The sequence below is a fragment of the Pseudonocardia sp. genome, assembly GCF_050250275.1.
Lineage (GTDB): Bacteria > Actinomycetota > Actinomycetes > Mycobacteriales > Pseudonocardiaceae > Pseudonocardia.
The window spans coordinates 22,661-34,875 of sequence record NZ_JBFWOY010000037.1 but is presented as its reverse complement, the minus strand read 5'-3'; the positions used below and the strand labels follow the sequence as shown (position 1 = coordinate 34,875).

Below are 12,215 nucleotides of genomic sequence, written 5' to 3'. Positions count from 1 at the left end.
GCACCCGTGACCGACCGTCGCAACGCCTTCGTTCCGGAGAGCACCGACGCCCCGTCTGGCACTCCGTCCCGCTGCTACGTGCTCGACACCTCCGTGCTGCTGTCCGACCCGTGGTCCCTGACCCGGTTCGACGAGCACGAGGTCGTCCTGCCGCTCGTGGTGATCTCTGAACTCGAAGGCAAGCGCAACCACCCCGAGCTCGGGTGGTTCGCGCGTACGGCGCTGCGCCAGCTCGACGAGCTGCGCATCCAGTACGGCCGCCTCGACGCCCCGATCCCGGTCGGGACCGCAGGCGGCACCCTCCACGTCGAGCTCAACCACACCGACCCGAGCGTGCTGCCGGCCGGATTCCGGACCGACAGCAACGACAGCCGCATCCTCGCCTGCGCGCTCAACCTGCAGGCCGAGGCCCGCGGCACCCGGGAGATCGTGCTCGTCACCAAGGACATGCCGCTGCGGGTCAAGGCCGCCGCGGTCGGCCTGCCGGCCGACGAGTACCACGCCCAGGACGTCGTCAGCTCCGGGTTCACGGGCATGGCCGACCTCGACGTCACCCAGGACGAGGTCGACGCCCTCTTCCGTGACGGCAGCCTCGACCACGACGCCGCCCGCGACCTGCCCTGCAACACCGGGATCCGCCTCCTCGGCGGCTCCGGCGCCGCACTCGGGCGCGTCGCCGCGGACAAGCGCATCCGCCTGGTCCGGGGCGACCGGGAAGCGTTCGGGCTGCACGGACGCTCCGCCGAACAGCGCATCGCCCTCGACCTGCTGCTCGATCCCGAGGTCGGGATCGTGTCGCTGGGCGGCCGCGCCGGAACCGGCAAGTCCGCGCTCGCGCTCTGCGCCGGACTCGAAGCCGTGCTGGAACGCCAGCAGCACCGCAAGGTCGTCGTCTTCCGGCCCCTCTACGCCGTCGGCGGCCAGGAGCTCGGCTACCTGCCCGGCAGCGAGAGCGAGAAGATGGCCCCCTGGGCCCAGGCCGTCTTCGACACCCTCGGCGCGCTGGTCAGCCAGGACGTCATGGACGAGATCCTCGCGCGCGGCATGCTCGAGGTGCTCCCCCTGACCCACATCCGCGGCCGGTCCCTGCACGACAGCTTCGTGATCGTCGACGAGGCACAGTCGTTGGAACGCAACGTCCTGCTCACGGTGCTCTCCCGGCTGGGCACCGCCTCCCGGGTCGTGCTCACCCACGACGTCGCCCAGCGCGACAACCTGATGGTCGGCCGTCACGACGGCGTCGCCGCGGTCATCGAGAAGCTGAAGGGCCACCCCCTCTTCGCCCACGTGACCCTCACCCGCAGCGAACGCAGCCCCATCGCCGCCCTGGTGACGGAGATGCTGGAGGGCCCCTCGGCCTGACGGTCAGACCCCGGGACGCCTGCCGTGAGGTGGGCGCCCCGGGGTGCCCGCCTTCGAAAGTGCCGTTCCTGCAAGAGGAGGCACCCGGGGGCCAGGGCTCCGAGGGGCGGAACCCCGGGTGGGTCACAGGCCGTGGGGGGTGCCTTCCGTGAAGCCGGAGGGGGTCTGGACGCCCAGGACGGCACGGTCGTGGAACTCGGCGAGGGTGCGGGCGCCGGCGTAGGTGCAGGCGGAGCGGATCCCGCTGCAGATCGCGTCGAGCACGTCTTCCACCCCGGGGCGCGCGGGGTCGAGCAGCTGTCGGGAGCTGGAGATCCCCTCCTCGAACAACGACTTCCGGGCGCGGTCGAAGTCGCCGTCGGCGCGGGTGCGGGCGCTGACGGCGCGCTTGGACGCCATCCCGAACGATTCCTTGTAGGGGCGGCCGGCCTCGTCGCGCAGGAGGTCGCCGGGGGACTCGTAGGTGCCGGCGAGCCAGGAGCCGATCATCGCGGCGGAGGCGCCGGCGGCGAGGGCGAGGGCGACGTCGCGGGGGTGGCGGATGCCGCCGTCGGCCCAGATCCGGACGCCGTGGTCGCGGCCGGCGGCGGCGCACTCGGCGACGGCGGAGAACTGGGGGCGGCCGACGCCCGTCATCATCCTGGTGGTGCACATGGCGCCCGGTCCGACGCCGACCTTGACGATGTCGGCGCCCGCGTCGGCGAGGTCGGCGACGCCGAGGGCGGTGACGACGTTGCCGGCGACGATCGGGGTGTCGGTGCCGGCCTCGGTGACGGCGCGGCGGACGGCGCGCAGTGCGTCGAGCATCTTGTCCTGGTGGCCGTGGGCGGTGTCGACGACGAGGACGTCGACGCCCGCGTCGAGCAGTGCCTTGGCCTTGGTGCCGACGTCGCCGTTGATGCCGATGGCGGCGGCGGTGCGCAGCCGGCCCCGGTCGTCGAGGGTGGGGTCGTAGATGCCGGCGCGGACGGCGCCGATGGCGGTGAGCAGGCCGGCGAGGCGGCCGTCGGTGTCGAGGCCGAGGGCGACGCCGTGTCCACCGAGGGCGTCGAAGACGTCGCGGGGGGCGGCGTCGATCGGCATGGTGACGGGCGCGGGGGAGAGGACGTCGGCGAGCCGGGTGAAGCGGTCGACGCCGTGGCAGGCGGCGTCGTCGACGGTGCCGACGGGGCGGTGGCCGTCGTCGACGACGACGACGGTGCCGTGGGCGCGTTTGGGCAGCAGGTTGAGGGCGTCGGCGACGGCGTCGTCGGTGTGGAGGGTGAGTGGGGTGTCCCAGACGGGGTGGCGGGACTTGATCCAGCCGACGATCCCGGCGACGGCCTGGGGGTCGACGTCCTGGGGGAGGACGGTGAGGCCGCCGCGGCGGGCGAGGGTCTCGGCCATGCGCCGGCCGGCGACTGCGGTCATGTTGGAGGCGATGACGGGGACGGTGGCGCCGGAGCCGTCGGTGGTGGCGAGGTCGACGTCGAACCGGGAGGTCACCGACGAGCGGCCGGGGACGAGGAAGACGTCGTCGTAGGTCAGGTCGGTGGTCACGGCCGGGGTGGGGCCGCCGCTGTCGAGGAATCGCACGGTGTCCGAAACTACGCGGGTGCGGGCGGCGCGTCAGCGTTCGTGGGACTTACTCCGCAGAACCGCAGAAATATCACAGAGCGTGCTGGAGCTCCGACTTTTAGCACATGTGGGTGACAGCAATCTCCACCCCCGACGAGCGCATCAGCACTGTCTGCTAGCACCATTGGGGGATGGCCGGACGGTACGTCGTCGTGGGCGCGGGCGCCGTGGGCGCAACCGTCGCCGCTCAGTTGCACCTCGCGGGGATCGACGTCGTGCTCGTGGCGCGCGGGAAGAACCTCGAGGCCCTGCGCGCCAAGGGATTGCGTTATCTGCGCCCCGACGGTGCCCGGACGGTGGCGCTGCCGGTCGTCGGCGGACCCGACGAGCTCACCCTGCGACCCGGCGACGTGCTGGTGCTGGCGGTCAAGTCCCAGGACGCGGAGACGGCGCTGGCGGACTGGGCGTGGCGGCCGGTCGTCGTCGACGACGAGGAGCGCGTCGCGGCGACGACCCTGCCGCTGGTGCTGATGCAGAACGGACTGGACACGGCGCGGACGGCGTTGCGGCGGTTCGCGACGGTCGTCGACTCGGTCGTGCTGAGCGGGGCGTCGCACGTGCGGCCGGGTGAAGTGGTCTCGCCGGGGGCCCCGTTGGCCGGCGGGTTCTACCTCGGCGACGCGCCCACGGGCACCGGTGAGCACGCCCAGCGCATCGCCGCCGACCTGCGGACGGCCGAGTTCGCGGTGCAGGTCGTACCCGACATCGTGTGCTGGAAGGTCGGCAAGCTGCTGGCCAACCTCTTCTGGAACCTCGACGCGCTGTACCGCCGCAGCAGGTTGCGGTCGAAGCTGGGCAACGCGCTCTGCGACGAGGCGGAGGTCGTCCTGCAGGCGGCGGGCTACGAGCAGCGCACGTCGACGCCCGATGAGCTGGACCGGTCCTGGTTCGAGTCGGTGGACGTGCCGGGGCATCGGCGTGGCGGGTCGTCGACGTGGCAGAGCCTCGCCCGCGGGGGCAGCGCGGAGGGTGACTACCTGTACGGCGAGATCGTGCTGCTGGCGCGTCTCAACGGGTTGCGTGCGCCGCTCAACGAGGCTGTCCAGGCCCGGCTGGCGACGGCCGCGCAGCGCCACCACCGCGCCCGGTCGCTGCCGACGTCCGACATCGCGGACCTGCTGGGCTACACCGGGGTCGCGCGCCCGCTGGCCGCACTGCTCTGAGCCGGGACCGCCGGCCCGTCGCCGCGGGGGCCGGTGGCGCAGCGGTGATCAGGCCAGCAGGGCACGCACGCTGTCGATCGTGTCGGCCTCGGCGGCGGTCTTGTCGGGGCGGTAGCGCAGCACCCGGGCGAACCGCAGGGCGACGCCGCCGGGGTAGCGGACGCTGCGCTGCGCACCGTCGAGCGCGATCTCGACGACCAGCTCCGGGCGCAGCATGACCGCGTGGTCGTCCTGCTCCCGCGCGTACCCGGGGAACGTGCGGGTCTGCCAGGCGAGCAGCTCGTCGGTCATGCCCTTGAACGTCTTCCCGACCATGATCGGGTCGCCGCCGTCGGGGTCGCGGGCGCCGAGGTGGATGTTGGACAGGCTGCCGGTGCGCCGCCCGTAGCCCCACTCGGCGCCGAGGACCACCAGGTCGAGCGTGTGCACCGGCTTGACCTTCTGCCACGCCTTGCCCCGCCGGCCCGCCGCGTAGGGCGCCGCCAACGCCTTGACGACGACGCCTTCGTGCCCGGCGGTCAACGCGTCGTCGAGGACCTGCGCGGCCTGTTCGGGGTCGGGGCGCCGCACACCGGGCATCCGCAGGTGGGCGTGTGCCTCGGCGGCGAGCAGCCCGGCGAGCGCGTCGAGCCGCTGTTCGAGTGGCTCGTCGAGCAGGTCGGTCCCGTCGAGGTGCAGGAGGTCGAAGAAGAACGGGCTGAGCAGCCCGCCCTGTTCGCCGTCGTCGGAACCGAAGCGCGACATGGTGTCCTGGAACGCGCGGGGGCGACCGTCGTCGTCGACCGCGAGGGTCTCGCCGTCGAGCACCGCGGTGCGGCACGGCAGCGCCCTGACCTGTTCGGCCAGCTCCGGTACGGCGGCGGTGATCTCGCGCAGGCTCCGCGTCCACACCCGGACCTCGTCGTCGTCGCGGTGGACCTGGATGCGGGCGCCGTCGAGCTTGAACTCGACGGTGACGTCGGTGCCGAGGCTGCCCAGCGCGGCGTCGAGCGAGTCGCCCGGGGAGGCGAGCATGGGCCGGACCGGCACGCCGACGGTGAGTGCCACCGCGTCGAGCGCCTCGGCCCCGCCGGTCAGGGCGGTCGCCGCCGTCTCGGGCAGCCGGCCCGACAGCATGAACGAGCGGCGGACGGTGGCCAGCGGAACCTCGGCGGCGACCGCGATCGCGTCGAGCATGACGCCTTCGAGCGCGCCGTGGCGCAGCTCGCCGCCGATGAGCCGGGCGAGGAACGCCTGCTCCGGCTCGGTCGCGGCGCCGAACAGGGCGCCCAGCAGCTCCTTGCGCCGCCGGGCGGAGCCTGCGCCCGCGGTGCCGGCGAGCTCGGTGAACGTCGCGTCGACCTCCGCGATCGTGAGCGACGGTGCGTCGGCCGCGTCGGTGGCAGCGGCCTGCAGGGTGCGCCAACCGGTACCGATGCGGCCCTGCCGGGTCTCGCCCGACAACCACGATGCGGTGGGTTCGACGACGCCCGCGGCGTGCGCGGCGCGCAGCAGCATCGCGATCGCCGCGGCCTTCTCCTTGCGGGAGCGGGTGGCGGCGACCGCGGCGGACGTGGCCACGACCTCGGCGAGCAACACAGGACGGAGTCTGGCAGTGGCCACCGACGATTTCCTGCCGGACCGGGGGGCGCACAGGGCATGCGGACGCCCCGGGGGAAGGTCACCCGGGGCGGTCGCTGGTGGAGGGATGGGTCAGTTGTAGACGTGGTGGGTGGAGTAGCTCGACGACGAGTGCTCGCTGTACGAGGACGACTCGTGGCTGCCCTTGTCGTAGGACTCGTGGCAGTGCGACTCGCTGTAGGACGACTTCTCGCAGTAGTCGTCCTCGTAGCGGTTGTCCCAGCAGTGCCCGTACGGGTGGGGGACCGCTGTGGGGTGGCGTTCCCTGTGAGGAGAACTCTGCCGTCCGAAGGCCTGCGCGACGATCGAGTACGCCCCCGTTCCCGAGGGGGAGAACCCCACTCATTCGCGGTCGGGTGCGGCCCGCACGGTCGTGGTGTCGAGCTGGACGTGTGTCGGCGAGCCCGGGACGGGCAGGGTGTCGCGGCTGGCGGCGTCGACGGTCAGCTCGCCGAGCTCCGTGGTGACGACCAGCCGGGTCACCGGGCCGAGGAACGTGCTGGTCAGGACGGTCCCGGCGATGCCGCCGGAGTCGCCGACGGTGAGCGCCTCGGGCCGGACCGCGACCGTGAGCGGGCCGTCCGCGGCGTCACCGGCCAGCTGCGCGCGCGTGCCCAGCACCTCCACCGAGCGACCCGCCGACGCGACGGCGGGCAGCCGGTTCACCACGCCCACGAACTCGGAGACGAACGCCGTCGCTGGGGAGCCGTAGACCTGCAGCGGCGTCCCGACCTGCTCCATCCGCCCGGCGTTGAGCACCGCGACCCGGTCGGCGACGGCGAGCGCCTCGGACTGGTCGTGGGTGACGAACAGCGTCGTGATGCCCTCGGCGAGCTGCAGCCGCCGGATCTCGTCGCGGAGCTGGACACGGACCCGGGCGTCCAACGCGGACAACGGCTCGTCGAGCAGCAGCACCGACGGCGACACCGCCAACGCGCGCGCGAGCGCGACACGCTGCTGCTGGCCGCCGGAGAGCTCGTGCGGGTAGGACCCGGCGCGGTCGCCGAGCCCGACGAGCTCCAGCAGCTCGGCCGCGCGCGCCTTCCTCTTCGACAGGGCGACGCGGCGCATCCGCAGCCCGAAGGCGACGTTGTCGGCAGCCGTCATCGTCGGGAAGAGGCTGTAGGCCTGGAACACCATGCCGGTGTCGCGCTTGCTGGCGGGGACGCCGGTGACGTCGCGGCCGTCGATCAGGATCTCACCCGACGACGGCTTGTCGAACCCGGCGAGCAGCCGCAGCGCGGTGGTCTTCCCGCAGCCCGAGGGGCCGAGCAGCGCGAGCAGCTCGCCGGGGCGCAGGGCCAGGTCGAGCCCGTCGAGGGCGCGGGTCTCCCCGAACACCCTGCTGACGCCGCGGAACTCGACGGCTGCCGCCTCGGTGGTCCCGGTGTCCGGGACGGTGCGGGATGTGGCCGTCACGACGAGCTCCTCCTGGCGACGCGCCGGCCGCCGACGAACGAGACCGCCAGCAGCAGTACCCAGGTGAGTACCAGGCTGGCGAGGGACAGGGCCACCGAGACGCCCGCGGCGCTGCGGCCGACCTCGACGACCGCGACGGGGAACGTGTCGGTGTAGAGCAGGATCCGGGCGATGACGACCTCGCCGAGGACGAGCGCGAGGGTGAGGAACGCGGCGCCGAGGACGGCGCTGCGGATCGTCGGCAGCACGACCCGCACGATCGCGCCGGCCATCCCCGCGCCGAGGTTGCGCGCCGCCTCGACCAGGGTGCGCAACGGGACCGCGGCCAGCCCGTTGTCGACGGCCCGGTACGCGAACGGCAACGCCAGCACCACGTAGAACGGGGTCAGCGCGGCCGTCGAGGAGGAGAACAGCGTCCGGAACAGCGGGGTGTCGAGGTTGGCCTGCACGAACGCGATCCCGGCCGCCATCACGACGGGCGGGATGACGATCGGCAGGATTGTCGCGCTCTCCAGGACCCCCGCGAGCGAGGGGAACCGCAGCCGCACCCAGACCGCCGTCGGCACCACGAGCACGATGACGACGACCGCGGTGAACAGCGCGATCTGCAACGACGTCAAAAGGCCGGTGAGCAGGGCGTCGTCGGTCGCGACGGCGAGGTAGTTGCCGAACCAGTAGCCGCCGCCGGGTTTGCGGAAGCTGAACTCGGCGGCCGCGACGAGCGGGACGAGGAAGTAGATCGCCGCCAGCGTGAGGACGACGACCCGCCAGCGCCGCCGCCTCATCGCCGGTTCCAGCGGGCGGCGCGGCGCTGCAGGAACAGGTACGCCACCATCACGACGGCGATCACGACGACCATGTTCAGCCCGAGGGCGAGCCCGACGTTGGCCTGGCCGGTGATCACGTTGCCCGACAACGCGGACGCGATGGCCGTCGGCACCAGGGGGATGGAACCCGACGTGAGGGCGAGGGCCGTGGCGTAGGCGGCGAAGGCGTTGCCGAACAGGACGAGCGTCGCGCCCGCGACGGCGGGTGCGAGGACCGGCAGCGCGATGTGGCGCCAGTAGGCCCACGACGACGCGCCCAGGTTCTCGGCGGCCTCCCGCCACTGCGGCAGCAGCCCTTCGAGCGCGGGGGTGATCAGGATGACCATCAGCGGGATCTGGAAGTAGACGTAGGTCAGGCCCAGACCGGTGAGCGAGTCGATGCGGAAGCCCGACGCGTAGAGGTCGATGCCGATGCCGCGCAGCCACACCGTCGCCAGCCCGGTCTGGCCGAGGGCGGCGATGAACGCGAACGCCAGAGGCACGCCGCCGAAGTAGGCGAGCACGCCCGAGGCCGTGGACACGATGCGCCGCAACGGGCTGGTGCGCCCGGAGGTGAGGACGGCCTGGGCCAGGAACGTCCCGAACACGGCGCCGATCACCGCGGTGACCGCGGAGAGCAGCAGGCTCTGCCGGAACGCGGCGAGGTACTGCGGCTGCGTCAGCGAGGTGACGATGTTGTCGAACGTGGGCCGGCCGTCGGGGTCCGACAGAGCGCCGCTGACCACGAAGTACAGCGGCCCACCCAGGAAGATCACCAGGTAGCCGACGAACGGGACCAGGCCGAGTGCGGCCCGCCACCGCCCTGCCGGACGGCTCGGGGGCGCGTCCTTCGGGGCGGCGACGGGCGTGTCGAGCAGTGAGCTCACAGCGAGGTCGTCACGAGGTCGCCGTCGCCCAGCCGGTGGCGACGACCTGCTTGGCCTTGTCGGTCTGGGCCTGCGTCGGGAACTGCGGCTCGCCCTCGACCTTCGGCAGCGCGGCGACGAGCGCGGGCGTTGCGGTGCCGGCGGCCTCCATCTGGTCGAGCCGGATCGGGCGGGCCTTGCCGGCGAGGAACAGGTTCTGGCCCTCGTCGGAGTACAGGTACTCCTGCCACAGCCGGGCCGCGGCCGGGTGCGGGGCGTTCTTGTTGATCGCCTGCGCGTAGTACTGCGCGAACAGCCCGTCGGAGGGGACCGTGACCTGCCAGGTGAACGACGCCTTGACCTTCTCGGCCTGCGCGACGTTCGTGTAGTCCCAGTCGAGGACGATCGGGGTCTGGCCCGACTCGATCGTCGCCGGGGTCGGGTCGATCTTGAGCAGGTTGCCGCTCTTGGACAGGGAGCCGAAGTAGTCGACGCCCGGCTGGATGTCGTCGAGGGAGCCGCCCTTGGCCAGCGCCGCCGCCCACACCGACGCGAAGCCCGCCGCGGCCTGCGTCGGGTCCCCGTTGATGGCGACCTTGCCCGCGTAGTCGGGCTTGGCCAGGTCGGCGATCGTGGTGGGGCAGACGGGGACGAGCGTGGTGTTGCAGCCGATGGAGATGAAGCCGCCGTAGTCGTTCACCCACGCGCCGGAGGCGTCCTTGTTGCCCGCGGGGATGTCGGCGAACGACGCCACCTGGTACGGCGCGAACAGGTCGGTGTTGCCGTTGGCGAACGCCTGGCCGAGGTCGAGGACGTCGGGCGCCCGGTCCTGGGTGCCGAGCTGCTTGACGGCGTTGATCTCGTCCTGGCTGGAGCCCTCGGGGTTGGTCGACTCGACCTTGATGCCGTACTTGTCCCCGAAGCCCTTGATGATCGCGCCGTAGTTGGCCCAGTCCGGGGGAAGCGCGATGACGTTGAGCGTGCCCTCCTTCTTGGCCGCTGCGACGAGCGCGTCCATCCCGCCGCCCGCCTGCGCCGACGTCGTGGTCGCCCAGTTCGTGCCGTCGGACGACGCCGACGATCCGCCCCCGGAGCCGCTCGACGAGCTGACACAGCCGGTGGCCAGCCCCAGCACGGCCGCGACCGCGACCCCTGCCGCGGCGCTGCGCATCCTCTTCATCGCTCTCCTCGGTCTGTGTGGGCCGTGGTCACGAGCCCGGGAGAGCCTCGCCGCCAAGGATTGCGGGAGGGTGTACGTCACCCGTCCGGGTGGTGCAGCGCTGCAGTCCGGGCCGGTACGCGGCACGGTGCGCCCCATGGTGGGCCGTCCGCGCGTCCCCCGCCCGGGCCGAGACCAAGGTGTGACGTGGGAACGGGGCAAAACGGTCAGGCGGCCGTCGTCGTGGTGGTCCGCAGCAGGTCGGCCACCCGGACGATGCCGGTGCAGGAGCCTCCGGCCGCGACCAGGACGACATCGTCGTAGCTGCGGGCGGGGTCGGAGCCCACGCTCCAGCGCAACGCCTCGGCGACGGGGGTGAGCTCGTCGAGCAGCCGCGGCCGCTCACCCAGGGTCGCCGCGGGCCGCGCGGCGTACAGGGCGCGGCCGTACGGACCGGAGATCGCGAGCATGAACCGGTTGCGGTCGAGATAGCACGTCGGCACCTGGTGCGGACCGAGCAGGACGACGCCCCCGGCGAGCGGGTGGTCGCCCAGCGCGCGGCGGGCGTCGTCCGCCGTCGCGGTGTCGGGCAACGCGACCGCGGCCTGTGCCAGGTCGCGGACCGCGGACGGCCGGATCGGCGTGGCGACCCGCGGACCCGCGGGGCCCGGGTCCGCGGCGGGGACGAGCCCGGCTCGCGTGCGGACGTGCGCTTCGTCACCCGGTGTGGTCGGAACCCGGTCGAACAGGCCTATTCCGGACGCGTCATCGCCAGCACGTCGAGCGCGGCGTCGAGCTGCTCGAGCGTCAGCCGGCCCGCCTCGACGTGCCCCCGCTCCAGGACGACGTCGCGGATCGTGCGGCGCTCCTTCAGCGACTGCTTCGCGATCGAGGCCGCCTCCTCGTACCCGATGAACTTGTTCAACGGCGTCACGATCGACGGCGACGACTCCGCGTACTCCCGTGTCCGGTCGACGTCGGCCTGCGCGCCGTCGACGACCTTGTCGGCCAGCAGCCGCGCCACCGCCGCCAGCAGCCGCGCCGACTCCAGCACGTTGCGCGCCATCACCGGCATCATCACGTTGAGCTCCAGGTTGCCCTGGCTGCCCGAGAACGCGACGGTCGCGTCGTTGCCGATGATCTGCGCCGCGACCATCATCGTCGCCTCGCAGATCACCGGGTTGACCTTGCCCGGCATGATCGAACTGCCCGGCTGCAGATCGGGCAGGTGGATCTCGGCGAGCCCGGTCCGCGGTCCCGACGACAGCCACCGCAGGTCGTTCGCGACCTTGTACAGCGACACCGCCGCCGTGCGCAGCGCCCCCGACGCCTCGACCAGCGCGTCCCGCGCACCCTGCGCCTCGATGTGGTCGGGTGCCTCCGACAGCACCTCCAGGCCCGTCGCCGCGCGCAGCTCGTCGACGACCGCCGCGCCGAAACCCGCCGGCGCATTCAGCCCGGTGCCGACCGCGGTGCCGCCGATCGGCAGCTGCGCCAGCCGGGGCAGCACGTCACGCACGCGCGCCGCGCCGTTCTCGGCCTGCGTGGCCCAGCCGCCGGCCTCCTGACCCAGCGTGATCGGGACGGCGTCCATCAGGTGCGTCCGGCCCGCCTTCACGACGTCGGCCCAGTCGGCGGCGCGGCGGCGCAGCGCGGCCGCGAGGTGGTCGAGCGCCGGCGCGGCGTCGCGGGCCAGCGCCTCCGTCGCGGCCAGGTGGATCGTCGTCGGGAAGACGTCGTTGGACGACTGCGACGCGTTGACGTGGTCGTTCGGGTGGACGTCGACGCCCGCCCCCGACGCGAGCGTCGCGATGACCTCGTTGGCGTTCATGTTCGACGACGTGCCCGACCCGGTCTGGAAGACGTCGACGGGGAAGTGGTCGTCGTGGCGGCCCGCCGCGACCTCGTCGGCGGCCGCGGCGATGGCGTCGGCGACCGTGGCGTCGAGCACGCCGATCCGCTTGTTGACCCGGGCCGCGGCCCCCTTGACCAGGCCCAGCGCGCGGATCTGGGCCCGTTCGAGACCGCGTCCGGAGATCGGGAAGTTCTCCACGGCCCGCTGGGTCTGCGCGCGCCACAGGGCGTCGGCGGGGACCCGGACCTCGCCCATCGTGTCGTGCTCGATCCTGAAACGTGCGGCGCCGTCGCTCATGGACCCAGTGTTCCCCGTGCGGGCCCCGCCCACGACGAGATGGCCACCACG

At 73.0% G+C, this 12,215-nt stretch carries 11 protein-coding genes; 2 read left to right on the top strand and 9 right to left on the bottom strand.

The features are described 5' to 3' along the window. Positions 1-78: 78 nt before the first annotated feature. Complete coding sequence (locus tag AB7F12_RS26870; protein ID WP_428501225.1) at positions 79-1,362, top strand: PhoH family protein; 1,284 nt, start codon at positions 79-81, stop codon at positions 1,360-1,362. A gap of 123 nt (positions 1,363-1,485) precedes the next feature. On the opposite strand, the gene AB7F12_RS26865 is transcribed toward AB7F12_RS26870, so the two are convergent. Continuing rightward, positions 1,486-2,937 (bottom strand): GuaB1 family IMP dehydrogenase-related protein, encoded by a 1,452-nt coding sequence (locus AB7F12_RS26865; RefSeq protein ID WP_428501208.1) that lies wholly within the window; start codon positions 2,935-2,937, stop codon positions 1,486-1,488. Between the two features lie 173 nt (positions 2,938-3,110). On the opposite strand from AB7F12_RS26865, the gene AB7F12_RS26860 reads away from it, so the two are divergent. Further along, a complete protein-coding gene (locus tag AB7F12_RS26860; protein ID WP_428501207.1) occupies positions 3,111-4,142 on the top strand; it encodes a ketopantoate reductase family protein in 1,032 nt (343 codons plus the stop codon). A 48-nt stretch (positions 4,143-4,190) separates the two neighbouring features. On the opposite strand, the gene AB7F12_RS26855 is transcribed toward AB7F12_RS26860, so the two are convergent. From AB7F12_RS26855 to AB7F12_RS26820, 8 genes are all read right to left on the bottom strand, one after another. Further along, the gene (locus AB7F12_RS26855; protein ID WP_428501206.1) at positions 4,191-5,720 is read right to left on the bottom strand and encodes an ATP-dependent DNA ligase; all 1,530 of its coding nucleotides are present in this window, start codon (positions 5,718-5,720) and stop codon (positions 4,191-4,193) included. Positions 5,721-5,834: 114 nt separating this feature from the next. After that, on the bottom strand, positions 5,835-6,104 hold the full coding sequence (locus tag AB7F12_RS26850; protein ID WP_428501205.1) for a hypothetical protein: 270 nt from the start codon (positions 6,102-6,104) through the stop codon (positions 5,835-5,837). Next, positions 6,105-7,181 carry an ABC transporter ATP-binding protein gene (locus tag AB7F12_RS26845; protein ID WP_428501204.1) on the bottom strand — a complete coding sequence of 359 codons (1,077 nt, stop codon included), beginning with the start codon at positions 7,179-7,181 and terminating at the stop codon, positions 6,105-6,107. Next, positions 7,178-7,966: an ABC transporter permease gene (locus AB7F12_RS26840; protein ID WP_428516988.1), complete on the bottom strand. Its 789-nt coding sequence runs from the start codon at positions 7,964-7,966 to the stop codon at positions 7,178-7,180. The genes AB7F12_RS26845 and AB7F12_RS26840 overlap by 4 nt, the downstream gene beginning before the upstream one ends. Further along, the gene (locus AB7F12_RS26835) at positions 7,963-8,874 is read right to left on the bottom strand and encodes an ABC transporter permease (protein ID WP_428501475.1); all 912 of its coding nucleotides are present in this window, start codon (positions 8,872-8,874) and stop codon (positions 7,963-7,965) included. Before AB7F12_RS26835 ends, AB7F12_RS26840 begins: the two co-directional genes overlap by 4 nt. A gap of 10 nt (positions 8,875-8,884) precedes the next feature. Then, on the bottom strand, positions 8,885-10,033 hold the full coding sequence (locus tag AB7F12_RS26830) for an ABC transporter substrate-binding protein (protein WP_428501474.1): 1,149 nt from the start codon (positions 10,031-10,033) through the stop codon (positions 8,885-8,887). 206 nt (positions 10,034-10,239) lie between these two features. Continuing rightward, positions 10,240-10,605, bottom strand: coding sequence for a hypothetical protein (locus AB7F12_RS26825; RefSeq protein ID WP_428501473.1), 366 nt, complete (start codon positions 10,603-10,605; stop codon positions 10,240-10,242). A gap of 158 nt (positions 10,606-10,763) precedes the next feature. Then, entirely contained in the window at positions 10,764-12,164 is a 1,401-nt protein-coding gene (locus tag AB7F12_RS26820; protein ID WP_428501472.1) for a class II fumarate hydratase, read from the bottom strand. Positions 12,165-12,215 lie beyond the last annotated feature (51 nt).

Bases quoted from the DNA above. Each gene is read 5' to 3' on its own strand.
- AB7F12_RS26860 (WP_428501207.1), top strand. From the start codon at position 3,111: ATGGCCGGACGGTACGTCGTCGTGGGCGCGGGCGCCGTGGGCGCAACC.
- AB7F12_RS26840 (WP_428516988.1), bottom strand. From the start codon at position 7,966: ATGAGGCGGCGGCGCTGGCGGGTCGTCGTCCTCACGCTGGCGGCGATC.
- AB7F12_RS26830 (WP_428501474.1), bottom strand. From the start codon at position 10,033: ATGAAGAGGATGCGCAGCGCCGCGGCAGGGGTCGCGGTCGCGGCCGTG.
- AB7F12_RS26820 (WP_428501472.1), bottom strand. From the start codon at position 12,164: ATGAGCGACGGCGCCGCACGTTTCAGGATCGAGCACGACACGATGGGC.